Genomic DNA, 24,444 nt, shown 5'->3' with positions numbered 1-24,444 from the left:
CCCCGCCGGCTACCGGGCCCCCGGGGCACGGCCCCGGCGGCGGGCCGGCGCCACGGGGCGGACACGTGAGCCCGCAGGTGCCGCGGCGGCGGGAGCCCGGCTTCCCGCGGGCGCGGGCCACGGGCCGCCCCGGTGCCGCCGGGCGCACCCCGCACACCATCCGCCTCGGCAGCCCCAGGCCCCGGCTGCGCCTGGTCAGCGTGGCCCTGACCCTCGTGATGCTCGCCTTCGTCGTCCGGCTGCTCCAGGTCCAGGCCGTCGACGCCTCCGCCTACTCCGCCAAGGCCTCCGAGAACCGCTTCGCCAGTTACACCCTGGCCGCCGAGCGCGGGGAGATCACCGACCGCAAGGGCGTGGCCCTGGCCACCAGCGTCGACGCGTACGACATCACCGCCGACCCGAAGATGTTCACCCCGCAGGAGAGCAAGGCCCCCGACGCCCCCCAGCAGGCCGCCGCGCTCCTCGCGCCGATCCTCGGCAAGGACGTCAAGGAGATCGCGGACCGGCTGGCGACCAAGAACACCCGCTACGTCGTCCTCGCCCGCCGCCAGACCCCCCAGGTCTGGAACCAGATCAAGGACCTCCAGAAGGTCTTCGCCGACAAGGCGGCCGCCGACCGCAAGAACAACGGGCCCGGCGCCAACGTCCTGGCCGGCGTGTTCAAGGAGGACAGCAGCAAGCGCGTGTACCCGAACGGCGACCTGGCCGCCGGGATACTGGGTTACGTCAACGCCGACGGCAAGGGCGGCGGCGGTCTGGAGTCCGCCCTCGACAAGAAGCTGGCCGGCAAGGACGGCGAACTGACCTACGCCCAGTCCGGCGGCCGCCGGGTGCCCACCGCCGGATCCAGCGAGAAGCCCGCCGTACCCGGCGAGGACATCGAGCTGACCATCGACCGCGACATCCAGTGGGCCGCGCAGAGCGCGATCGCCGAGCAGGTCGAGAAGTCCGGCGCCGACCGCGGCTACGTCATCGTCCAGGACACCCGCACCGGCGAGGTGCTGGCCATGGCCAACGCCCCCGGCTTCGACCCCAACGACCTCAGCAAGGCCCGCTCCACCGCCATGGGCAACGCGGCCCTCCAGGACGTCTACGAGCCCGGCTCCACCGCCAAGGTGATGTCGATGGCCGCCGTACTGGAGGAGAAGAAGGCCACCCCGGAGACCCACGTCGAGGTCCCCAACCGGCTCCACCGCGGTGACCGGCTCTTCAAGGACGACATCGACCACCCCACCTGGTACCTGACCCTCAACGGGGTCCTCGCCAAGTCCTCGAACATCGGTACGATCCTGGCCACCGGCCAGCTCGGCAGCACCCAGACCGAGGCCAACAAGGTCCTCTACTCCTACCTGAACAAGTTCGGCATCGGGCAGCCCACCGGCCTGAACTACCCGGGCGAATCCCGCGGCATCCTCGCCAGACCCGAGGACTGGTCCACCTCGCAGCAGTTCACGATCCCCTTCGGCCAGGGCCTCTCCCTCAACGCCATGCAGGCGGCCTCGGTGTACTCGACCATCGCCAACGACGGGGTCCGGATCCAGCCGACCCTGGTCCGCGGCACCAAGGGGCCCGACGGCCGCTTCACCCCGGCCAAGGCGCCCGGGCAGACCCGCGTCGTCAGCAAGGAGACCGCGAAGACCCTCGCGCAGATGCTCGAATCCGTGGTCGACGACCAGGAGGGCACCGGCACCAAGGCGCGGATCCCCGGCTACCGGGTCGGCGGCAAGACCGGCACCTCCAACCGGGTGGATCCGGCCACCGGCCGCTACAAGGGCTACACCGCCTCCTTCGCCGGTTTCGCACCCGCCGACAACCCGCGGATCACCGTCTACTGCGCCATCCAGAACCCCACCAAGGGCAGCTACTTCGGCGGCCAGATCTGCGGACCGATCTACAAGAAGGTCATGGAGTTCGCCCTCAAGACCCTCCAGGTCGCCCCCACCGGAACCGCCCCCGCCGGGCTGCCCGTCACCTATGACGCCGCACCCCCGCCGGCTCCGCAGCCCGCCCCCCGGACGGGCCCGCAGCCCGGCCAGTGAACCGACCGCCCAGCCACAGACGCGTGAGGCACCATCAGTGACAACGATCACCCCGAAACCCGGGAACCAGTCGCCCGCCGACGCCGCGGCCGGGCCCTCACTTCGCGAGGGGCCCGCCACGCCCGGTACGCTCACCGCCGTGTCCCACGCTGATCAGCCCAGAACGCCCCAGAAAGACGCCCCGGCAGCGCCGCCGGGAGCGCCCCGGCCCGTCTCCGTCCGCCCGACCCCGCTGGTCGAGCTGGCGCAGCTGCTGGGCGTGCGAGCGTCAGGCGCCGCCCCGACGGCGGAGAAGACGCGGATCACCGGCATCACGCACGACTCCCGTGCCGTGCGCCCCGGTGACCTGTACGCGGCCCTGCCCGGCGCCAAGCTGCACGGGGCGGACTTCGCCGCCCAGGCGGCCGGCCTCGGCGCCGCCGCCGTGCTGACCGACCCGGCGGGCGCCGAACGCGCCGCCGCGACGGGACTGCCGGTGCTCGCCGTCGCCGACCCGCGCGGGCGGATGGGTGAGCTCGCCGCCGAGATCTACGGCCGCCCCGGTGAGGCCCTGCTCCAGCTCGGCATCACCGGCACCTCCGGCAAGACCACCACGGCCTACCTCGTCGAGGGCGGCCTGCGCGGCGCCGGACGGTCGACGGGCCTGGTCGGCACCGTGGAGATGCGCATCGGCGACGAGCGCATCAAGTCCGAGCGCACCACCCCCGAGGCCACCGACCTCCAGGCCCTCTTCGCCGTCATGCGCGAACGCGGGGTCGAGGCCGTGACCATGGAGGTCTCCAGCCACGCGCTGGTGCTCGGCCGGGTCGACGGCTGCGTCTTCGACGTCGCCGTCTTCAACAACCTGAGCCCCGAGCACATGGAGTTCCACTCCGACATGGAGGACTACTTCCAGGCCAAGGCGCAGCTCTTCACCGAGCGCCGTGCCCGCCTCGGGGTCGTCAACGCCGACGACGAGTACGGCCGCCGCCTGGCCAAGGAGGCGACGGTCCCGGTCGTCACCTTCTCCGCCTCCGGCGACCCCGCCGCCGACTGGCGCGCCGAGGACGTGGTCCTGGGCGCCGCCGACTCCACGCTCACCCTGCTGGGTCCGGACGGACAGCGCGTACGGGCCACCGCCCCGCTGCCCGGCCCGTTCAACGTCGCCAACACCGTCGCCGCGATCGTCACGCTCGCCGCCGCCGGCATCGACCCGCAGACCGCCGCGGACGGCGTCGCCGCGGTCCCCGGGGTACCGGGCCGGCTGGAACGGGTCGAAGCGGGACAGCCGTTCCTTGCCGTCGTGGACTACGCGCACAAGACGGACGCCGTCGAATCGGTGCTGCGGGCGCTGCGCGAGGTCACCCGGGGCGAGCTGCACATCGTGCTCGGCTGCGGCGGCGACCGCGACACCACCAAGCGCGCCCCGATGGGCGCCGCGGCCGCCCGCTTCGCCGACACCGCGATCCTGACCTCCGACAACCCGCGCTCGGAGGACCCGCTCGCCATCCTCGCCGCGATGTTCGAGGGTGCCGTCTCCGTACCGCCCGCCGAGCGGGGCACCGTCCTGGTCGACGCCGACCGGGCCGCGGCCATCGCCGCCGCCGTCGCGCGGGCCCGGCCGGGCGACACCGTCCTGGTGGCCGGCAAGGGCCACGAGCAGGGCCAGGACACCGCGGGCGTCGTCCGTCCCTTCGACGACCGCGCGGTGCTCCGCGCCGCCATCGAACGCCAACAGCAGGCCCCCCAGGCCGAGGTGACCCCGTGATCCCCCTCTCCCTCGCCGAGATCGCCGACATCACCGGCGGGCAGCTCCACGACATACCGGATCCGTCCGTCCTGGTCACCGGCCCCGTCGTGTTCGACTCCCGCCAGGTGGAGGACGGCAGCCTGTTCGCCGCCTTCGTCGGCGAACGCGTCGACGGCCACGACTACGCCGCCACGGCCATCGCGGCGGGCGCCCGCGCCGTCCTCGCCACCCGGCCCGTCGCGGTGCCCGCCATCGTCGTCCCCGACGTCGTCGCGGCCCTCGGGGCGCTGGCCGGCGCCGTCGTCGCCCGGATCGGCACCGACGTGGTGGCCCTGACCGGCTCGGCCGGCAAGACCTCCACCAAGGACCTCATCGCCCAGGTCCTCCAGCACCACGCGCCGACGGTGTGGACGCCGGGCAACCTCAACAACGAGATCGGCCTGCCGATCACCACGCTGCGCGCCACCGAGGAGACCCGGCACCTGGTGCTGGAGATGGGCGCCCGCGGCATCGGCCACATCCGCTACCTCACGGGGCTCACCCCGCCCCGCATCGGCCTCGTGCTGAACGTGGGCACCGCCCACATCGGCGAGTTCGGGGGGCGCGAGGCCATCGCCCAGGCCAAGGGCGAGCTGGTCGAGGCGCTGCCGTCGGAGGCCGAGGGCGGCGTCGCCGTCCTGAACGCCGACGACCTGCTGGTTCGCGCCATGTCCGCCCGCACGAAGGCCCGTACGGTCCTCTTCGGCGAGGCCGAGGACGCCGACGTACGGGCCACGGACGTCCGCATGACGCCCCAGGGGTGCCCTTCGTTCACACTCCACACACCCACCGGGTGCAGTGACGTGACCTTGCGGCTGTACGGTGAGCACCACGTGTCGAACGCGCTCGGCGCGGCCGCGGTCGCCCATGTCCTGGGCATGTCCGCCGAGGAGATCGCCACCGCGCTCTCCGGGGCGGGCACCTTGTCCCGGTGGCGGATGGAGGTCACCGAGCGCGCGGACGGCGTCACGATCGTCAACGACGCCTACAACGCGAACCCCGAGTCCATGCGGGCCGCTCTGCGAGCGCTCGCCGCGATGGGCTCCGCCGCTCAGGCGAACGGGGGCCGCACGTGGGCGGTGCTCGGCCCCATGGCCGAGCTCGGTGACGACGCGCTCGCCGAACACGATGCGGTGGGACGGCTTGCCGTCCGGCTCAACGTGAGCAAGCTCGTCGCAGTCGGGGGCAGGGAAGCGTCCTGGCTGCAACTGGGCGCATATAACGAGGGTTCGTGGGGTGAGGAGTCGGTGCTCGTGTCCGACGCACAGGCGGCGGTCGACCTGTTGCGCAGTGAACTGCGCCCGGGTGACGTCGTGCTGGTGAAGGCTTCCAGGTCGGCCGGTCTGGAGCGGGTCGCACAGGCTCTGCTCGAAGGCGAGGCCTCCGACCGATGAGGCAGATCCTGTTCGCCGGTGTCATCGGCATGTTCCTCACCGTCATCGGCACCCCGCTGCTGATCAAGCTGCTGGCCCGCAAGGGCTACGGCCAGTTCATCCGCGACGACGGCCCGCGCGGCCACGCCGGGAAGAAGGGCACGCCCACCATGGGCGGCATCTCCTTCATCCTGGCCACGCTCATCGCGTACGCCCTCACCAAGGTGATCACCGGGGAAGAGCCGAGCTTCTCGGGCCTGTTGGTCCTGTTCCTGATGGCGGGCATGGGTCTGGTCGGCTACCTGGACGACTACATCAAGATCGTCAAGCGGCGTTCGCTCGGCCTGCGGGCCAAGGCCAAGATGGCCGGCCAGCTGATCGTCGGCATTGCCTTCGCGGTGCTCGCGCTCCAGTTCAAGGACTCGCGCGCGCTGACCCCGGCCTCCACGAAGCTGTCGTTCGTCACGGACTTCGGCTGGTCGATCGGCCCGGTGCTGTTCGTGGTCTGGGCCCTGTTCATGATCCTGGCCATGTCCAACGGCGTGAACCTGACGGACGGCCTGGACGGCCTGGCCACCGGCGCCGCGGTGATGGTCTTCGGCGCGTACACCTTCATCGGTGTCTGGCAGCACCAGGAGTCCTGTGTGAACGCGCAGGACCTGACCAACCCGGCGGCCTGCTTCGAGGTACGCGACCCGCTGGACCTCGCGGTCGTCGCCTCCGCGCTGATGGGCGCCTGCTTCGGCTTCCTGTGGTGGAACACCTCGCCCGCCAAGATCTTCATGGGCGACACCGGTTCGCTCGCGCTCGGCGGCGCGCTCGCCGGCCTGGCGATCTGCTCCCGCACGGAGTTCCTGATCGCCCTGCTCGGCGGCCTCTTCGTCCTCATCACCATGTCGGTCGTCATCCAGGTCGGCTCCTTCAAGATGACCGGGAAGCGCGTCTTCCGGATGGCCCCGCTCCAACACCACTTCGAACTCAAGGGGTGGTCCGAAGTCCTCGTGGTGGTCCGCTTCTGGATCATCCAGGGCATGTGCGTGATCGTGGGCCTCGGACTCTTCTACGCGGGATGGGCAGCGGACAAGTGAGCACCACCGACCTGGCCGGCCTGATCGGCCCCGACGCCCTGGGCCGCTTCGGCCTGCCCGGCCGGATCACGGTGGCCGGCCTCGGCATCAGCGGCATCAGCGCCGCCCGGGTGCTGGCCGGACTCGGCGCGACGGTGACCGTCGTCGACAACGGCGACGGCGACGCGCACCGCGCGAAGGCCGCCGAACTCGCCGGGCTCGGCATCGAGGTCCGCCTCGGCCTCCTGCCCGACGGGGCCCGGGCCGGTGAGGTCCTGCCCGAGGACACCGAACTGGTCGTCACCTCGCCCGGCTGGCAGCCGCAGAGCCCGCTCTTCCTGGCCGCCGCGAAGGCGGGCGTCGACGTCGTGGGCGACGTCGAGATCGCCTGGCGGCTGCGCGAGGCCGGCCGGGAGCTGCGTGCCGCCCGCACGGGCGAACCGGAGCCGGCCCCCGCCCCCTGGCTCGCCATCACCGGTACCAACGGCAAGACCACCACCACGCAGATGCTCGCCTCGATCCTGCGGGCCGCGGGCCTGCGGACGGCGGCCGTCGGCAACATCGGCACCCCGATCATCGACGTGGTGACCGGCGAGGAGCAGTACGACGTGCTCGCCGTCGAACTCTCCAGCTACCAGCTGCACTGGGCGCCCTCGGTGCGCGCCCACTCCGCGGCCGTGCTCAACCTGGCCCCCGACCACCTCGACTGGCACGGCTCCATGGAGGCGTACGCCGCCGACAAGGGCCGCATCTACGAGGGCAACACCGTCGCCTGCGTCTACAACGTCGCCGACCGGGCCACCGAGGAACTGGTGGAGAAGGCCGACGTCGAAGAGGGCTGCCGCGCCATCGGGTTCACCCTCGGCGCCCCCGGCCCCTCCATGCTCGGCGTGGTCGACGGCATCCTCGTGGACCGCGCCTTCGTCGAGAACCGGCACAAGAACGCCCAGGAGCTCGCCGAGGTCGCGGACGTCAACCCGCCGGCCCCGCACAACATCGCCAACGCGCTCGCCGCGGCCGCCCTGGCCCGCGCCTTCGGCGTCAAGCCCCGCGCCGTCCGCGACGGCCTGCGCGACTTCCGCCCCGACGCCCACCGGGTCGCGCACGTGGCGGAGGTGGAGGGGGTCACGTACGTCGACGACTCCAAGGCCACCAACACGCACGCCGCGGAGGCGTCCCTCGCGGCCTTCGAGCCCGTGGTCTGGATCGCCGGCGGTCTCGCCAAGGGTGCGACCTTCGACGAACTCGTGCAGAAGTCGGCGAAGCGGCTGCGTGCGGTGGTGCTGATGGGCGCAGACCGTGCCCTGATCGCGCAGGCGCTGGCGCGACACGCCCCGCAGGTCCCGGTCGTGGACCTCGACCGGACCGACACTGGGGCGATGCTCGCAGCGGTCCGGGAAGCGGCCCGGCTCGCCGAGCGCGGCGACACGGTCCTGCTGGCACCTGCCTGTGCCTCGATGGACATGTTCGCGAACTACAACGAGCGTGGGGACGCGTTCGCCGACGCGGTACGCGAACTGGCCGCCGAGAGCGCCTAGGTCGACCCAGGGCAGGTGTCCCTCCCCGACCGGCTGCTCGCCTCGTACGAGTGGAGGGGAAGATCACAGATGCCGGCCAGACAAGTCCTGCCGGGGCGGCGGCCGTCCGCCACGAAGGCCGCGAAGGCCGTCAAGGCGGTCAGGGCCGCCACGTCCGTGAAGGCGGTCCGGGCACAAGGCCGCAAACGCCCGGCGGCCCGCCCCGGCGGCCCTGCGGGGCGCGGGCCGCTCGCCGGGCTCCGGCGCACTCAGTGGCAGTTGCGCAAGGCCTGGGACCGCCCGCTCACCGCGTATTACCTGATTTTCGGCAGCTCGTTGCTCATCACCGTCCTCGGACTGGTGATGGTCTACTCCGCCTCCATGATCAAGGCGCTCCAGCTGGGCCTGGGCGACGCCTACTTCTTCAAGAAGCAGTTCCTGGCCGCCCTGATCGGCGCCGGCCTGCTGCTGGCCGCCTCCCGGATGCCGGTCAAACTGCACCGGGCGCTCTCCTACCCGGTGCTCGCCGGAACGCTCTTCCTGATGGTCCTGGTCCAGGTCCCCGGGATAGGGGTGTCGATCAACGGCAACCAGAACTGGATCTCCCTCGGCGGCCCGTTCATGCTCCAGCCCAGTGAGTTCGGCAAGCTGGCCCTGATCCTGTGGGGCGCAGACCTGCTGGCGCGCAAGGGCGAGAAGGGGCTGCTGAGCCAGTGGAAGCACCTGCTGGTGCCGCTGGTGCCGGTGACCTTCCTGCTGCTCGGCCTGATCATGCTCGGCGGGGACATGGGAACGGCCGTGATCCTCGGGGCGATCCTGTTCGGGCTGCTCTGGCTCGCCGGGGCGCCCACGCGGATGTTCGCGGGCGTGCTGGCCTTCGCGGGTGTGATCGTCGTACTGCTGATCAAGACCAGTCCGCACCGGATGGACCGGCTGGCCTGCATCGGTGCGACAGAACCGGGCAAGAACGACCTTTGCTGGCAGGCCGTCCACGGGATCTATGCTCTCGCGTCCGGTGGATGGTTCGGTTCCGGTCTGGGTGCGAGTGTGGAAAAATGGGGGCAACTGCCCGAAGCGCACACGGACTTCATCTTTGCCATCACCGGTGAGGAACTGGGTCTCGCGGGGACGCTGTCGGTGCTCGCCCTGTTCGCGGCTCTAGGCTATGCGGGTATCCGCGTGGCCGGACGCACGGAGGACCCCTTCGTACGGTATGCCGCGGGAGGCGTGACCACCTGGATCACGGCCCAGGCCGTGATCAACATCGGTGCGGTGCTCGGTCTGCTGCCGATCGCCGGGGTCCCGCTCCCGCTGTTCTCCTACGGAGGGTCAGCCCTGCTGCCGACCATGTTCGCGATCGGACTGCTCATCGCCTTCGCGCGGGAGGAGCCGGCCGCGCGCGCGGCGCTCGCGATGCGGCAGCCGAAGAACGGCCGCCCGTGGACCGGGCTGAGATGGAAGTCGATGAGACGGCGCGTCACGAGGCGTCCGTCCGGAGAGCGGTGAATTTCGGTGCATGTCGTACTCGCCGGTGGGGGGACCGCCGGCCACATCGAGCCGGCGCTCGCCCTCGCGGACGCCCTGCGCAGGCAGGACCCTTCCGTGGGCATCACCGCCCTCGGCACGGAACGCGGACTCGAAACCCGCCTGGTGCCCGAGCGCGGCTACGAGCTGGGGCTGATCCCCGCCGTACCGCTGCCCCGCAAGCCCACCCCCGAGCTGATCACCGTCCCCGGACGGCTGCGCGGCACGATCAAGGCCGCGGAGGAGATCCTGGAGCGCACCAAGGCCGACTGCGTCGTCGGCTTCGGCGGCTACGTGGCCCTGCCCGGCTACCTCGCGGCCAAACGCCTCGGGGTGCCGATCATCGTCCACGAGGCCAACGCCCGGCCGGGACTGGCCAACAAGATCGGCTCCCGCTACGCGCACGCCGTCGCGGTGTCCACCCCGGACAGCAAACTGCGCGGCGCCCGCTACGTGGGCATCCCGCTGCGCCGCTCGATCTCGACCCTGGACCGGGCCGCCGTCCGCCCCGAGGCGCGCGCCGCGTTCGGGCTGGACCCCAACCTGCCGACCCTGCTGGTCTCCGGCGGCTCGCAGGGCGCCCGCCGCCTCAACGAGACGATCCAGGCGGTCGCTCCGACCCTCCAGCGCTCCGGGATCCAGATCCTGCACGCGGTCGGCCCGAAGAACGAACTGCCGCGTGTCGACAACATGCCCGGGATGCCGCCTTATGTCCCGGTACCGTACGTGGACCGGATGGACCTCGCGTACGCCGCCGCCGACATGATGCTGTGCCGTGCGGGCGCGATGACCGTCGCCGAACTCTCCGCCGTCGGGCTCCCGGCCGCCTACGTACCGCTGCCGATCGGCAACGGTGAGCAGCGGCTCAACGCCCAGCCGGTGGTCAAGGCCGGCGGTGGCCTGCTCGTCGACGACGCGGAACTGTCCCCCGAGTGGGTGCTCGGTCAGGTCCTTCCGGTGCTGTCCGATCCGCACCGCCTGTACGAGATGTCCCGCGCCGCCGCCGAGTTCGGCCGCCGGGACGCCGACGACCTGCTCGCCGGCCTGGTCTACGAGGCGATCGCCGCACGCAGTAACCGCTAACCAGGAGGCACAGGAGTGGCCGGAGCGACGACCGCACAGCGAGGCAACCCCGGCTCCGGCCGGCCCCGCCCCAAGGGCGGGGGCCCCGGCGCTCCCAAGCCGCCGGGCGGCCCGAAGCCGTCGAAGCGCACCGGTCCGCGGGGACCCGGCACCCGATCGCGCCGGGTCCTCGTCCTGGCCTCGCTCGTCGCCGCGGTGCTCCTCGCCGCCTGCGGCACCTGGGTGCTCTACGGATCCTCCTGGCTCCGCGTCGAGAAGGTCACCGCCACCGGCACCGAGGTGCTCACGGGGCAGCAGGTGCTGGCGGCGGCGGCCGTGCCCGTCGGCGCACCCCTCGTGAGCATCGACAGCGACGAGATCGAGAGCCGGCTCCGCCGCCGGCTGCCCCGCATCGATTCGGTCGATGTGGTGCGCGCCTGGCCGCACGGAATCGGTCTGAAAGTGACGGAACGCAAACCGGTCCTGCTCATCAGGAAGGACGCGAAGTTCGTCGAAGTGGACGCTTCGGGTGTGCGATTCGACACGGTCGCGAAAGCGCCCGCCGGCGTCCCGGTCCTCGAACTGGCCGCGGAACACTCGCCGAGCGGCCGCCGCTTCGACGCGGAACGGCTGCTGCACGAGGCGGTGGGCATCGCCGGAGGCCTCCCCGAAGCCGTCGCCAAGGAGGCCGTGCAGGTCAAGGTGGAGTCCTACGACTCGGTCGTGCTCCAGCTGACGCGGGGCCGGACGGTCGTGTGGGGGAGCGGTGAACAGGGCGAGGCGAAAGGGCGCGCGCTGACCGCTCTGCTCAAAGCCGCACCGGGCGCCGGGCACTTCGACGTGAGCGTCCCCACCGCCCCCGCCGTGTCCGGGAGTTGACGTCCGATCGAACGGCGGCGCACCCTGGTTGGCCAGCGATACGGGTGATCACATAGGGTGAAAAGAAAAACGGGAGGTTCGGCGTGTTCGTTGAACACGCGCTACTTGTCGACTTAGTGTCCTGTTCGGAAGAGTCCAAGGAACAGACACACGCTTAACCCTAAACTTGAGGGTTAGGGTTCGGGTCGGCGCGGTCGGACCGTCCCACATTTCGGCATCAGTCGTCGCACCGCAGGCCCGCGAGGCGGCGACACGTAATCGAGGCGAGAGGCCTTCGACGTGGCAGCACCGCAGAACTACCTCGCAGTCATCAAGGTCATCGGTGTCGGCGGCGGTGGTGTCAATGCCATCAACCGAATGATCGAGGTCGGTCTCAAGGGTGTCGAGTTCATCGCCATCAACACGGACGCCCAGGCGCTGTTGATGAGCGACGCCGACGTCAAGCTCGACGTCGGCCGCGAACTCACCCGGGGCCTCGGCGCCGGCGCCAACCCGGCCGTCGGCCGCAAGGCGGCAGAGGACCACCGCGAGGAGATCGAGGAGGTCCTCAAGGGGGCCGACATGGTCTTCGTCACCGCCGGTGAGGGCGGCGGCACCGGCACCGGCGGCGCACCCGTCGTCGCCAACATCGCGCGTTCGCTGGGCGCCCTGACGATCGGTGTGGTCACGCGGCCGTTCACCTTCGAGGGCCGGCGCCGCGCGAACCAGGCGGAGGACGGCATCGCCGAACTCCGTGAAGAGGTCGACACCCTCATCGTCATCCCCAACGACCGCCTGCTGTCCATCTCGGACCGTCAGGTCAGCGTCCTCGACGCGTTCAAGTCGGCCGACCAGGTCCTGCTCTCGGGCGTACAGGGCATCACCGACCTGATCACCACCCCCGGCCTGATCAACCTCGACTTCGCGGACGTCAAGTCCGTGATGTCCGAGGCGGGCTCGGCCCTGATGGGCATCGGCTCGGCCCGCGGCGACGACCGCGCGGTGGCTGCGGCGGAGATGGCGATCTCCTCGCCGCTCCTGGAGGCATCCATCGACGGCGCCCGGGGCGTCCTGCTCTCCATCTCCGGCGGCTCGGACCTCGGTCTCTTCGAGATCAACGAGGCCGCGCAGCTGGTCAGTGAGGCGGCGCACCCCGAAGCCAACATCATCTTCGGAGCCGTCATCGACGACGCGCTCGGCGACGAGGTGCGGGTCACCGTCATCGCGGCCGGGTTCGACGGCGGACAGCCCCCGGCCCGCCGGGACAACGTCATCGGCGCCGCGTCCACCAAGCGCGAGGAGCCGGCCCCGGCTCCCGTCCGCGCCGCCCCCGAACCGGTCCGCCCGGCCTTCGGCGGACTCGGCACGGTCACCCCCCGCGAGGACCCCCCGGCCCCGGTCGAGGTCCCCGTCGAGGCGGCGGCCCCGGCACCGCAGGTCCCCACGGCCCGTCCCTACGCGGACAGCCCGGCCGAGGAACTGGACGTACCGGACTTCTTGAAGTGACGCTGGCACACCACAGCGAGAACGGCGCGCACTTCGCCTTCACCGACAGGTGGGGCGGGGTGAGCGCCGTTCCGTACGAGGAGCTCAATCTCGGCGGCGCGGTCGGAGACGACCCGGCCGCCGTTCGCGCGAACCGGACGCGCGCCGCCGAATCCCTGGGCGTCGTGCCCGAGCTGGTGGTCTGGATGAACCAGGTCCACGGCCGGGACGTGGCGGTGGTCGACGGACCGTGGGACGCGGACCGGGAGGTCCCGGCGGTGGACGCGCTGGTGACCGGCCGCCCGGGACTGGCGCTCGCGGTGCTCACCGCCGACTGCGTACCCGTCCTGCTCGCCGATCCGGTCGCCCGGATCGCGGGCGCCGCCCACGCGGGGCGGCCCGGGCTGGTCGCCGGGGTGGTGCCGGCCGTCGTCGAGGCGATGACCGCCCTCGGAGCCGATCCCGCCCGGGTGATCGCCCGTACCGGACCGGCCGTCTGCGGACGCTGCTACGAAGTGCCCGCCGAGATGCGGGCGGCGGTCGCGGAGGTGGTTCCGGCCGCCTGGGGCGAGACCAGTTGGGGAACCCCCTCCGTGGACGTGGTCGCCGGGGTGCACGCCCAGTTGGCCGGGGCGGGGGTGGCCGACAGCCGGCGGTCCCCGGTCTGCACACTGGAGTCGCGCGACCACTTCTCGTACCGCCGCGACCGGGTGACCGGCCGGCTGGCCGGATATGTCTGGTTGGACTGAAATATGATGGACCGTAAGTCGGAACTCGCCGAGAACCTCGCGCGGGTGGAGGGGCGGATCTCCTCCGCCTGTGCCGCGGCCGGCCGCGCACGGGACGAGGTGACGCTGATCGTGGTCACCAAGACGTATCCGGCGAGCGACGTACGACTGCTGGCGGACCTGGGTGTCCGTCATGTGGCGGAAAATCGCGACCAGGACGCCGCCCCCAAGGCCGCGGCCTGCGCGGATCTGCCGCTGGAGTGGCACTTCGTCGGCCAGTTGCAGACGAACAAAGTCCGTTCCGTTGCGGGTTACGCGCATGTGGTGCAGTCGGTCGACCGGCCGAAGCTCGTCACGGCGCTCTCCGCCGCGACACAGAACGCGGGGCGCGAACTCGGCTGCCTCGTACAGATCGCCCTCGACGCCGAGTCGGGCGAACGGGGGGCGCGGGGAGGGGCGGCGCCCGACCTGCTCCCGGAGCTGGCGGACCTCGTGGCCGCCGCACCGGGACTGCGGCTCGACGGTCTCATGACCGTGGCCCCGCTGGCGGGCCCCTACGCGGGGCGCGAACAGGCGGCCTTCGAGCGGCTGATGGAATTGTCATCCGGCCTGCGCGCCGACCATCCGGCTGCCACGATGGTGTCGGCCGGAATGAGCGCGGACCTGGAACAGGCCGTGGCGGCCGGTGCGACACATGTGCGCGTCGGCACTGCGGTACTCGGCGCGAGACCCCGGCTCGGGTAACGTCGCGAAGAAAGTCGGACCACAGCAGAAAATATGGTCATTTCCGCTGATGAGCGGACAGGCCACGTGGATCGCGGGCAGTTGGTGACAATACCGACAAAGCCTTCGCTGGCACAGCGGCACCTGCGACAGGGCGATCCACCACAGAGCGGAGGACTCGGAGAATGGCCGGCGCGATGCGCAAGATGGCGGTCTACCTCGGCCTCGTGGAGGACGACCGGTACGACAATCCGGGGTACGACCCCGATGACGAGTTCGAGCCCGAGCCGGAGCCGGAGCGGGATCGCCGGCGTCAGCCACCCGCGCACCAAACGCCCGTAACGGACGAACCGGTACGGGCAGTACAGCCTCCGGCGCCACGGGAACCCACCCCGGCACCAGTGGAAAACGGACGTCCGGCGCGAATCGCACCCGTGGCATCCATCACACCTGACCGCACCAGCATGGAGAAGAACGCCCCCGTGATCATGCCCAAGGTCGTCTCCGAGCGGGAGCCGTACCGCATCACGACGCTGCACCCGCGGACCTACAACGAGGCCCGTACCATCGGGGAACACTTCCGTGAGGGCACTCCGGTGATCATGAATCTCACGGAGATGGACGACACCGACGCGAAGCGTCTGGTGGACTTCGCCGCCGGCCTCGTGTTCGGTCTGCACGGCAGCATTGAACGCGTGACACAGAAGGTGTTCCTGCTGTCGCCTGCTAACGTCGATGTCACGGCGGAGGACAAGGCCCGCATCGCGGAGGGCGGGTTCTTCAACCAAAGCTAGACCGATCCGTCAGACACGGGGCCGGGAACAGAGCGGGAGCAGGGGAGAGGGAAGCGCGGGATGGGCATCGCACTGCAGGTGGTCTACATCGCGCTGATGTGCTTCCTCATCGTGCTGATCTTCCGACTGGTCATGGACTACGTGTTCCAGTTCGCACGCTCATGGACACCCGGCAAGGCGATGGTGGTCGTTCTTGAGGCCACCTACACTGTCACCGATCCACCGCTCAAGCTTCTCCGGCGTTTCATCCCGCCGTTGCGTCTCGGGGGCGTGGCACTCGACCTGTCCTTCTTCGTTCTGATGATCATCGTTTACATCCTCATCAGTTTCGTGAGCACCGCTGCGAGAAGCGTGTGAACGATGAGCTTCTCCGCGCGCGCGGGGACGATCCCGATACGGTCTTGCCGACTGCCGACGACTACGTAGAGGTGAAGAAGACATGCCGCTGACTCCCGAGGACGTGCGGAACAAGCAGTTCACGACCGTCCGCCTCCGAGAAGGCTATGACGAGGACGAGGTCGATGCCTTCCTCGACGAGGTCGAGTCCGAACTGACGCGCCTGCTGCGCGAGAACGAGGACCTGCGCGCGAAGCTGGCCGCCGCTACGCGAGCCGCCGCGCAGAACCAGCAGCAGCAGGGCATGCGCAAGCCCGAGCCCCAGGACCAGCGAGGCCCCGGCGGCCCCGTCCCGGCGGCCATATCCGGCCCGCCGCAGCAGCAGCAGCCGCAGATGGGCCCGCCGCAGCTGCCGGGCGGCCAGCCGCAGCTTCCCGCCGGCCCCGGCGGTCACGGCCCGCAGGGCCCCGGCCCGATGGGCGGCCCCATGCAGCAGCACGGCATGGGTGGCCAGCAGCAGATGGGCCAGCAGCAGATGGGCCAGCAGCCCATGCAGCAGCAGTCCATGGGCGGCCAGAACCCGCTCGGCCAGCCCATGGGGCAGCAGATGGGCCAGCAGATGCAGCCGATGGGGCAGCAGATGCAGCCCATGGGCCAGCCCATGCACCAGCAGCAGCCGCAGCTCCCGCAGCAGGGCCCCGGTGGCGACAGCGCCGCCCGCGTCCTGTCGCTCGCGCAGCAGACCGCCGACCAGGCGATCGCGGAGGCCCGCTCCGAGGCCAACAAGATCGTCGGCGAGGCCCGTAGCCGCGCCGAGGGGCTGGAGCGGGACGCCCGCGCCAAGGCCGACGCGCTGGAGCGGGACGCGCAGGAGAAGCACCGCGTCGCGATGGGCTCCCTGGAGTCCGCCCGCGCCACGCTGGAGCGCAAGGTCGAGGACCTGCGGGGCTTCGAGCGCGAGTACCGTACGCGCCTCAAGTCCTACCTGGAATCGCAGCTGCGCCAGCTGGAGACCCAGGCCGACGACTCCCTCGCCCCGCCGCGCGGTCCGTCCGGCCCGGCGCTGCCGCCGTCGCCGGCCCCGTCGATGGCTCCGGCCGGTGCGATGGGCCACTCCATGGGCGGTCCGTCCCCCATGGGCGGTCCCTCCCCGATGGGCGGCGGTCCGTCCTACGGCGGCCAGCAGCAGATGTCCCCGGCGATGACGCAGCCGATGGCTCCGGTGCGGCCGGCTGCGCCGCAGCCGATGCAGGCGCCGTCTCCCATGCGGGGCTTCCTGATCGACGAGGACGACAACTAAGCGGTACGCCTCTGCGGCGGCAGCAGCAGTCACGGGCCGGGCCCGGTTCCCCCCAGGGGGCACCGGGCCCGGCCCGTTCCCGTCCCCGGGGCTCCGCCCCGCGAGCCCGCGCCTCAATCGCCGGCGGGGCTGGATGTGGGCCGGCCCGGCCACAGGTGTCCCGGGCGGGGCTGGAAGACCCGGGGCTCCGCCCCGCGAGCCCCCGCCTCAATCGCCGGCGGGGCTGGATGTGGGCCGGCCCGGCTGGAGTTGCCGCCCCCCGGCGGGGCTGGATGTGGGCCGGCCCGGCTGGAGTTGCCCCGGCGGGGCCGGAGTTGGGCCGCCGGGCGGGAGTTGGGCCGACGCAGGCCGGGTGGGGTCCATCCCGGACGGGGGCCGGTGGACGGGGGAGGGCGGAGCCGGGAGGAAGACGGCGGCCCGCAGCCCGCTCCAGGAGGGGGCGGGGGAGGAAGACGGCGGCCCGCAGCCCGCTCCAGGAGGGGGCGGGGGAGGAAGACGGCGGCCCGCAGCCCGCTCTCGCAGGGGGGTCGGGAGAAGACGGCGGCCTGCAGCCTCGCCCCGGGTGGGGGAGGCTGCGGGCCGTCGGGGCGGGGTCACGCCTCGCCCCGGGAGGGGGAGGCTGCGGGCCGTCGGGGCGGGGTCACGCCTCGCCCCGGGAGGGGGAGGCGCGGGCCGTCGGGGCGGGGTTACGCCTTGCGGAGGCGGAACGTGAGGCCCAGGGACTCGTCCGTGAACGGGTCCCCGTACGCCGCATCGGCTTCGCCCGGCGCGAAGTCCGTCGCCAGGACCTCGTCCGCGATCAGCGCCGCGTGGTCCGTGAGGGCCGTCGTCACCTCCGGGTCCGCCGCGGACCACCGCAGCGCGATCCGGTCCGCCACGTCCAGCCCGGAGTTCTTCCGGGCCTCCTGGATCAGGCGGATCGCGTCACGCGCCAGGCCCGCCAGCCGCAGCTCCGGCGTGATCTCCAGGTCCAGCGCCACCGTCGCACCCGAGTCGGACGCCACCGACCAGCCCTCGCGCGGGGTCTCCGTGATGATGACCTCCTCCGGGGTGAGGTTGACCGTCTCCCCGTTCACCTCGACCGTCGCCCCGCCCGAGCGCAGGGCCAGGGACAGGGCCGCCGCGTCGGCCGCGGCCACCGCCTTCGCCACGTCCTGCACGCCCTTGCCGAAACGCTTGCCCAGCGCACGGAAGTTGGCCTTCGCCGTGGTGTCCACCAGCGACCCGCCGACCTCCGAGAGCGAGGCCAGGGACGAGACGTTGAGCTCCTCGGTGATCTGGTCGTGCAGCTCCGGCGTGAGCGACTCGAAGCCCGAGACCGCCACCAGTGCCCGCGACAGCGGCTGCCGCGTCTTGACGCCGGACTCCGCGCGCGTCGCCCGGCCCAGCTCCACCAGCCGGCGCACCAGCTGCATCTGCCGGGACAGGACCGGGTCCACCTGGTCCGCGTCCGAAACCGGCCACGAGGACAGGTGCACCGACTCCGGCGCGTCCGGCGTGACCGGGACGATCATGTCCTGCCAGACCCGCTCCGTGATGAAGGGGGTCAGCGGGGCCATCAGCCGGGTCACCGTCTCCACCACGTCGTGCAGCGTGCGCAGCGCGGCCGCGTCACCCTGCCAGAAGCGGCGGCGCGAGCGGCGGACGTACCAGTTGGACAGGTCGTCCACGAACGCGGACAGCAGCTTGCCGGCGCGCTGGGTGTCGTAGGACTCCATCGCCTCGGTGACCTCTGCGGTCAGGGTGTGGAGCTCCGACAGCAGCCAGCGGTCCAGGACCGTGCGGTCCGCCGGCGCCGGGTCGGCCGCCGAGGGCGCCCAGTTCGACGTACGGGCGTACAGGGCCTGGAAGGCGACGGTGTTCCAGTACGTGAGGAGCGTCTTGCGGACGACCTCCTGGATCGTGCCGTGGCCCACGCGGCGCGCCGCCCACGGGGAACCGCCCGCCGCCATGAACCAGCGCACCGCGTCCGCGCCGTGCTGGTCCATGAGCGGGATGGGCTGCAGGATGTTGCCCAGGTGCTTGGACATCTTGCGGCCGTCCTCGGCGAGGATGTGGCCCAGGCAGACCACGTTCTCGTACGAGGACTTGTCGAAGATGAGCGTGCCGACCGCCATCAGCGTGTAGAACCAGCCGCGCGTCTGGTCGATGGCCTCCGAGATGAACTGCGCCGGGTAGCGCTTCTCGAAGATCTCCTTGTTCTTGTACGGGTATCCCCACTGCGCGAACGGCATCGACCCCGAGTCGTACCAGGCGTCGATGACCTCCGGAACGCGGACCGCTTCGAGGGAGCAGCCCTCGTGGGTGCAGGTGAAGGTGACGTCGTCGATGTACGGGCGGTGCGGGTCCAGGGCCGACTGGTCCGTGCCCGACAGCTCCGAGAGCTCCGCGCGGGAGCCGACGCAGGTGAGGTGGTTCTCCTCGCAGCGCCAGATCGGCAGCGGGGTGCCCCAGTAGCGGTTGCGGGACAGCGCCCAGTCGATGTTGTTCTTGAGCCAGTCCCCGAAGCGGCCCTGCTTGACCGAGTCCGGGAACCAGTTCGTCTTCTCGTTCTCGCGCAGCATCGCGTCCTTGACGGCGGTGGTGCGGATGTACCAGGACGGCTGCGCGTAGTAGAGCAGGGCGGTGTGGCAGCGCCAGCAGTGCGGGTAGCTGTGCTCGTAGGCGATGTGCTTGAAGAGCAGGCCGCGCGCGTCGAGGTCGGCGGTCAGCCGCTCGTCGGCCTTCTTGAAGAAGACGCCGCCGACCAGCGGGACGTCCTCCTCGAAGGTGCCGTCGGGGCGGACCGGGTTCACGACGGGCAGGCCGTACGCGCGGCAGACCGCGAGGTCGTCGGCGCCGAAGGCGGGGGACTGGTGGACCAGACCCGTACCGTCCTCGGTCGTGACGTACTCGGCGTTCACGACGTAGTGGGCGGGCTCCGGGAACTCGACCAGGGAGAACGGGCGCTCGTACGTCCAGCGCTCCATCTCCTGGCCGGTGAAGGACTCGCCCGTGGCCTCCCAGCCCTCCCCGAGCGCCTTCTCCAGCAGCGGCTGGGCGACGACCAGCTGCTCGGAGTCCTCGGCGCCGGTACGCCGCGCGACCACGTACGTGACGTCCGGGTGCGCGGCCACGGCGGTGTTGGAGACCAAGGTCCAGGGGGTCGTCGTCCAGACCAGCAGCGCGGCCCGGCCGGCGAGCGGGCCGGAGGTCAGCGGGAAGCGCACGTAGACCGAGGGGTCCACGACGGTCTCGTAGCCCTGCGCCAGCTCGTGGTCGGACAGGCCGGTGCCGCAGCGCGGGCACCACGGGGCGACGCGGTGGTCCTGGGTGAGCAGGCCCTTGTTGAAGATCTCCTTGAGCGACCACCACACGGACTCGACGTACTCGGGGTCCATGGTCCGGTACGCGTCGTCCAGGTCGACCCAGTAGCCCATCCGGGTCGTGAGCTCGGCGAAGGCGTCGGTGTGGCGGGTCACGGAGTCGCGGCACTTGGCGTTGAACTCGGCGATGCCGTACGCCTCGATGTCCTGCTTGCCGTTGAAGCCGAGCTCCTTCTCGACGGCGAGCTCGACGGGCAGGCCGTGGCAGTCCCAGCCGGCCTTGCGGGCGACGTGGTAGCCCCGCATGGTGCGGAAGCGGGGGAAGACGTCCTTGAAGACGCGGGCCTCGATGTGGTGGGCACCGGGCATGCCGTTCGCGGTGGGCGGGCCCTCGTAGAAGACCCACTCGGGGCGGCCCTCGGACTGGGCCAGGGTCTTGTCGAAGGTCTTGTTCTCGCGCCAGAAGTCGAGGACGGCGTGCTCGAGGGCAGGCAGGTCGACCTGGGCGGGTACCGGGCGGTACTGCGGCGGTGTGGTCATGAGGCTGAACTCTTCCTCCGGCGGGATGCGACTTCCGTCCGGAGGGACGAGAGCCGTCTGCTGCTCCCGCGGTACCACCCTCCTTGGCCTCCGGACAGCGCCGGTGGCCCCCTCATTGGGGTGCGAAGCCGGTTCTACTGGCCGTCGTGACGGCTTTCTTCCGGCGGCTCCGGGGTGATCCTTCACGTCGCGCTCGCCCCCGGGCTCTCACCGTCCCCGGGTCGCTCCTGGCTGCGTCCGACGCTACTCGTCCCCATCCATGCCTTTCGCTGGGCCCAGTGTACGGGGCCGGGCGGTGCCCGGCCGACCGGTTTCCCCCGGGCGGGGCGGGGGCGGGGGAGGTGTGGGCGGGGGCCGCGCGTGACCCGGATGGGCCGACGGGGCCGGTCCGGGCCCCGCCGGGACGGGAGGGGCGGATTACCGGGCCTCCGGCTGGGCACAACGGATGCAGGTTGGCCACGACGGATGCGCGCCCCGTTGCCGTGGGGCTGGAGCCGATTTATCGTTCCGGCACGATTCGCGAGCAATGATCACAGTATGTGAAGGGGCCGCGGCCATGGTGGCGAAGAAGACCGCCGGGACTACCGAGAAGGCTGTAGGAAAGACAGCCGGGGCCCGTGCCGGGACGGACGCCCCGGCCGGGAAGGGGGCCGCCACCAGCAAGGCGTCCGCGACCGGGGCCGCCACGAAGAAGGCGGCGGCGAAAGCGGTGAAAAGGGCCGCCGTGAAGAAGACGGCGGAGAAGAAGACGGCGTCCACCGCGAAGGGCACGAGAAAGGCACCGGCGACAAAGGCACCTGCGAAGAAGGCGCCCGGGAAGAAGTCAGCCGCCGACGAGGCCCCTGCCGAGAAGGCACCGGCCCAGAAGGCATCCGCGACCAAGACACCCGTGAAGAAGGCAGTTGTGGAAAGAACAGCTGTGCAGAAGGCGCCCGCCACCACCACGTCCGCCACCAAGACGGCCGCGACGAAGACCCCGGCCACCAAGACGCCGGCCACCAAGCCGGCAGCGACCAAGGCGCCGGCGACCAAGGCACCCGCGACGAAGCCACCCGCGACCAAGGCGCCGACGGCCAAGGCGCCCGCGAAGAAGGCGCCGGCCAAGAAGGCGCCCGCCAAGCGGTCGGCGACGGCGTCCGGGGCGGCGTCCACCGAGAAGGCGACGGCCGCCGCCGGGAAGGCGACGGCGAGCAGGGCCACGGCCAAGACGGCCGGGGCCGAGGGGGCGGCGCAGGCCGCGACAGAGACTGGAGCCCGCAAAGTGGTTGCCAAGAAGAGCACCGGTGCGACGCGCAAGACGGCCGAGGCCGCCACCAGCGGCCTGCCCAAGGCGGCCTCCGCCACCGCGGCCCCCGTGGCCCCCGGGGAGCTGCCCGTACGCCCCGGCGAGGACCCCTGGACGCCCGACGAGGTCGCCGAGGCCCGGTCGGAGCTGACCGGCGAGGTGCTGCGGCTGCGCGCCGAACTGGAGGCGTCCGAGCAGGCCATCTCGGGTCTGATGCGGGACTCGGGCGACGGCGCGGGAGACGACCAGGCCGATACGGGGACCAAGAACATCACCCGGGAATCCGAGCTGGCCCTCGCGGCGAACGCCACTCTGATGCTGGAGCAGACCGAGCGGGCCCTGGAACGGCTGGAGGCGGGCACGTACGGCTTCTGCGAGAACTGCGGGAAGCCCATCGGCAAGGCCAGGATGCAGGCCTTCCCGCGGGCCACGCTGTGCGTGGACTGCAAGCAGAAGCAGGAGCGGAGGCACTGAACCGGCCCGGGGAGGCGGCGCGGCCCACGGGACCCTGACGTACCCTCGTGTCTCGTCAGGGTCCAGGAACCTGCCGGGAACCTGGTTCGTGCTAGTTCGAGGGACTCACGTGGCAGAGGCGGAGCGCATCATCGGTACGCCCGACGTCGGGGACGGCGTGGAGCCGGAGCCGACCGAGCCCAAGGGGCGCCGGCGGATCGCGGCGCTGCTCGTGGTGGCGGTACTCGCGTACCTGATCGACCTCGGCAGCAAGATGGTCGTCGTCGCCAAGCTGGAGCACCAGCGGCCGATCGAGGTCGTCGGCGACCTGCTGAAGTTCGAGGCCATCCGCAACCCCGGGGCCGCCTTCGGCTTCGGCGAGGCCTTCACGATCATCTTCACCTGCATCGCGGCCACCGTGATCGTGGTGATCGTCAGGCTCGCGCGCAAGCTCTACAGCCTGCCGTGGGCGATCGCGCTGGGCCTGCTGCTGGGCGGCGCCCTGGGCAACCTGACCGACCGGATCTTCCGTTCGCCGGGTGTCTTCCGCGGGGCCGTCGTCGACTTCATCGCGCCCACCCACTTCGCCGTGTTCAACCTCGCGGACTCGGCGATCGTGTGCGGCGGCGTCCTGATCGTCCTGCTCTCGTTCAAGGGTCTGGACCCGGACGGCACCGTCCACAAGGACTGATCGCGGGACTGCCCCTCTGCCGAGTCCTGCATACTCGACAGGTGAGTACGATTCCCGAGATCCGCACCCTGCCCGTTCCCGATGGCCTCGAGGGCGAGCGCGTCGACGCCGCCATCGCCCGTATGTTCGGATTTTCCCGGACGAAGGCGGCCGAGCTCGCGGCCGCGGGAAAGGTGGCGGTCGACGGCAGCGTCGTCGGGAAGTCCGAGCGCGTGCACGGCGGCGCCTGGCTCGAAGTCGAGATGCCCGCGCCGCCGCGGCCGGTCGAGCTCGTCGCCGAGCCGGTCCCGGGCATGGAGATCGTCCATGATGACGACGACATCGTCGTCATCATGAAGCCGGTGGGCGTCGCCGCCCACCCGAGCCCCGGCTGGACCGGCACCACCGTCATCGGCGGCCTCGCCGCCGCCGGCTACCGGATCTCCACCTCCGGCGCGTCCGAGCGCCAGGGCATCGTGCACCGGCTCGACGTCGGCACGTCCGGCCTGATGGCCGTGGCGAAGTCGGAGCGCGCGTACACCTCGCTCAAGAACCAGTTCCGCGAGCGCGTCGTGGACAAGCGCTACCACGCGCTGGTGCAGGGCCACCCGGACCCGATGAGCGGCACCATCGACGCGCCGATCGGCCGTCACCCCAGCGCGGACTACAAGTGGGCGGTGACGCAGGAGGGCAAGCCCTCCGTCACGCACTACGACCTGATCGAGGCGTTCCGCGCGGCCTCGCTGCTCGACATCAAGCTGGAGACGGGCCGCACGCACCAGATCCGCGTGCACATGTCCGCCCACCGCCACCCCTGCGTCGGCGACCTGACCTACGGCGCCGACCCGACCGTCGCCAAGCGGCTGGGGCTGACCCGGCAGTGGCTGCACGCCGTGCGCCTCGGCTTCGAGCACCCCGCGGACGGCCAGTGGGTGGAGTTCGAGAGCCACTACCCGGCGGACCTCCAGCACGCCCTGGACGTGATCCGGGCCGAGAGCGAGTGACGGGCTTCACCGTCCGCGTCGCGGCCACCGAGGCGGACCTCGCGGCGTGCTTCGCGGTGCGCACCGAGGTGTTCGTGGTCGAGCAGTCCGTACCGGAGTCGATCGAGTACGACACCTACGACGCGGGCGCCGTGCACGTACTGGCCGAGGGGCCGGACGGGAAGCCGCTGGGCACCGGCCGGCTGCTGTACGGGCCGGGCGTGCTCGGGAAGACGGGCTCCTTGGAGGTCGGCTCCCTCGGGCGGCTCGCCGTCTGCGCCGCGGCGCGGGGGACGGGCGTGGGGGCGGCCCTCGTGCGGGCCATCGAGGCGGAGGCCGTCCGGCGGGGGCTGTCTGTGGTGGACCTCGGCGCGCAGACGCATGCGCTGGGCTTCTACGAGCGCCTCGGCTACGTGGCCTACGGCCCGGAGTTCCACGAGGCGGGCATCCCCCACCGCTCCATGCGGCGCCGCTTGCCGTAACGCGCCTTTACCGCCCGACCTCCGTCGGCCCAGCGGTAGCGGGTGGCGTTTGAGGCGCGGGTCCGGGCAGAGCCCGGTGCCCGGCGGAGCCGGGTTCCGGGGGCGGCCGCGGGGACGAGGCCGTCCCGGGCGACGGAGTCCCCGGGGACGCC

At 71.6% G+C, this 24,444-nt stretch carries 20 protein-coding genes; 18 read left to right on the top strand and 2 right to left on the bottom strand.

Translation table 11 applies throughout. The features are described from left to right. Positions 1-65: 65 nt before the first annotated feature. The 14 genes from ACIA6C_RS01380 to ACIA6C_RS01315 all read left to right on the top strand — a co-directional run bounded on the left by ACIA6C_RS01380 (position 66) and on the right by ACIA6C_RS01315 (position 16,574). Positions 66-2,039: a peptidoglycan D,D-transpeptidase FtsI family protein gene (locus ACIA6C_RS01380; protein WP_399272097.1), complete on the top strand. Its 1,974-nt coding sequence runs from the start codon at positions 66-68 to the stop codon at positions 2,037-2,039. A gap of 37 nt (positions 2,040-2,076) precedes the next feature. Further along, positions 2,077-3,786, top strand: coding sequence for a UDP-N-acetylmuramoyl-L-alanyl-D-glutamate--2,6-diaminopimelate ligase (locus ACIA6C_RS01375; RefSeq protein ID WP_399272095.1), 1,710 nt, complete (start codon positions 2,077-2,079; stop codon positions 3,784-3,786). Then, positions 3,783-5,201 (top strand): UDP-N-acetylmuramoyl-tripeptide--D-alanyl-D-alanine ligase, encoded by a 1,419-nt coding sequence (gene murF, locus ACIA6C_RS01370; protein ID WP_399272093.1) that lies wholly within the window; start codon positions 3,783-3,785, stop codon positions 5,199-5,201. Before ACIA6C_RS01375 ends, murF begins: the two co-directional genes overlap by 4 nt. Next, on the top strand, positions 5,198-6,268 hold the full coding sequence (mraY, locus tag ACIA6C_RS01365; protein ID WP_190182129.1) for a phospho-N-acetylmuramoyl-pentapeptide-transferase: 1,071 nt from the start codon (positions 5,198-5,200) through the stop codon (positions 6,266-6,268). Before murF ends, mraY begins: the two co-directional genes overlap by 4 nt. Continuing rightward, complete coding sequence (gene murD, locus ACIA6C_RS01360; protein ID WP_399272091.1) at positions 6,250-7,785, top strand: UDP-N-acetylmuramoyl-L-alanine--D-glutamate ligase; 1,536 nt, start codon at positions 6,250-6,252, stop codon at positions 7,783-7,785. Before mraY ends, murD begins: the two co-directional genes overlap by 19 nt. Before the next feature lie 69 nt (positions 7,786-7,854). Then, the gene (ftsW, locus tag ACIA6C_RS01355) at positions 7,855-9,270 is read left to right on the top strand and encodes a putative lipid II flippase FtsW (RefSeq protein ID WP_399272089.1); all 1,416 of its coding nucleotides are present in this window, start codon (positions 7,855-7,857) and stop codon (positions 9,268-9,270) included. A 6-nt stretch (positions 9,271-9,276) separates the two neighbouring features. Continuing rightward, positions 9,277-10,371, top strand: coding sequence for an undecaprenyldiphospho-muramoylpentapeptide beta-N-acetylglucosaminyltransferase (gene murG, locus ACIA6C_RS01350; RefSeq protein ID WP_399272087.1), 1,095 nt, complete (start codon positions 9,277-9,279; stop codon positions 10,369-10,371). A gap of 15 nt (positions 10,372-10,386) precedes the next feature. Then, complete coding sequence (locus ACIA6C_RS01345; RefSeq protein WP_399272085.1) at positions 10,387-11,229, top strand: cell division protein FtsQ/DivIB; 843 nt, start codon at positions 10,387-10,389, stop codon at positions 11,227-11,229. 279 nt (positions 11,230-11,508) lie between these two features. Beyond that, entirely contained in the window at positions 11,509-12,714 is a 1,206-nt protein-coding gene (gene ftsZ, locus ACIA6C_RS01340; protein ID WP_361135817.1) for a cell division protein FtsZ, read from the top strand. Beyond that, positions 12,711-13,442, top strand: a complete 732-nt coding sequence (gene pgeF / locus ACIA6C_RS01335; RefSeq protein WP_399272083.1) for a peptidoglycan editing factor PgeF — start codon at positions 12,711-12,713, stop codon at positions 13,440-13,442. Before ftsZ ends, pgeF begins: the two co-directional genes overlap by 4 nt. Before the next feature lie 3 nt (positions 13,443-13,445). Further along, positions 13,446-14,165, top strand: a complete 720-nt coding sequence (locus ACIA6C_RS01330) for a YggS family pyridoxal phosphate-dependent enzyme (RefSeq protein ID WP_399272081.1) — start codon at positions 13,446-13,448, stop codon at positions 14,163-14,165. A 164-nt stretch (positions 14,166-14,329) separates the two neighbouring features. After that, a complete protein-coding gene (locus tag ACIA6C_RS01325) occupies positions 14,330-14,938 on the top strand; it encodes a cell division protein SepF (protein ID WP_361135826.1) in 609 nt (202 codons plus the stop codon). A 60-nt stretch (positions 14,939-14,998) separates the two neighbouring features. Then, complete coding sequence (locus tag ACIA6C_RS01320) at positions 14,999-15,295, top strand: YggT family protein (protein ID WP_079426090.1); 297 nt, start codon at positions 14,999-15,001, stop codon at positions 15,293-15,295. A gap of 82 nt (positions 15,296-15,377) precedes the next feature. Further along, the gene (locus tag ACIA6C_RS01315) at positions 15,378-16,574 is read left to right on the top strand and encodes a DivIVA domain-containing protein (protein WP_399272079.1); all 1,197 of its coding nucleotides are present in this window, start codon (positions 15,378-15,380) and stop codon (positions 16,572-16,574) included. A 686-nt stretch (positions 16,575-17,260) separates the two neighbouring features. On the opposite strand, the gene ileS is transcribed toward ACIA6C_RS01315, so the two are convergent. Both ileS and ACIA6C_RS01305 read right to left on the bottom strand, forming a co-directional pair. Further along, positions 17,261-20,419, bottom strand: coding sequence for an isoleucine--tRNA ligase (gene ileS / locus ACIA6C_RS01310; RefSeq protein ID WP_399272077.1), 3,159 nt, complete (start codon positions 20,417-20,419; stop codon positions 17,261-17,263). A 417-nt stretch (positions 20,420-20,836) separates the two neighbouring features. Beyond that, positions 20,837-21,619, bottom strand: coding sequence for a hypothetical protein (locus ACIA6C_RS01305; RefSeq protein WP_399272075.1), 783 nt, complete (start codon positions 21,617-21,619; stop codon positions 20,837-20,839). A gap of 61 nt (positions 21,620-21,680) precedes the next feature. Between ACIA6C_RS01305 and ACIA6C_RS01300 the strand changes: the two genes are divergently transcribed. From ACIA6C_RS01300 to ACIA6C_RS01285, 4 genes are all read left to right on the top strand, one after another. Then, positions 21,681-22,178 (top strand): TraR/DksA family transcriptional regulator, encoded by a 498-nt coding sequence (locus tag ACIA6C_RS01300; RefSeq protein WP_399272073.1) that lies wholly within the window; start codon positions 21,681-21,683, stop codon positions 22,176-22,178. A gap of 109 nt (positions 22,179-22,287) precedes the next feature. After that, the gene (gene lspA, locus ACIA6C_RS01295) at positions 22,288-22,848 is read left to right on the top strand and encodes a signal peptidase II (protein WP_329194529.1); all 561 of its coding nucleotides are present in this window, start codon (positions 22,288-22,290) and stop codon (positions 22,846-22,848) included. A gap of 41 nt (positions 22,849-22,889) precedes the next feature. Continuing rightward, positions 22,890-23,831 (top strand): RluA family pseudouridine synthase, encoded by a 942-nt coding sequence (locus tag ACIA6C_RS01290; protein WP_190182118.1) that lies wholly within the window; start codon positions 22,890-22,892, stop codon positions 23,829-23,831. Beyond that, positions 23,828-24,292 (top strand): GNAT family N-acetyltransferase, encoded by a 465-nt coding sequence (locus ACIA6C_RS01285; protein ID WP_399272070.1) that lies wholly within the window; start codon positions 23,828-23,830, stop codon positions 24,290-24,292. Before ACIA6C_RS01290 ends, ACIA6C_RS01285 begins: the two co-directional genes overlap by 4 nt. Positions 24,293-24,444: the final 152 nt, after the last annotated feature.

Source organism: Streptomyces sp. NPDC051578, from assembly GCF_044454045.1.
Lineage (GTDB): Bacteria > Actinomycetota > Actinomycetes > Streptomycetales > Streptomycetaceae > Streptomyces.
Note: the sequence above shows the minus strand (reverse complement) of the source record. Positions and strands in the feature narration are given on the sequence as shown.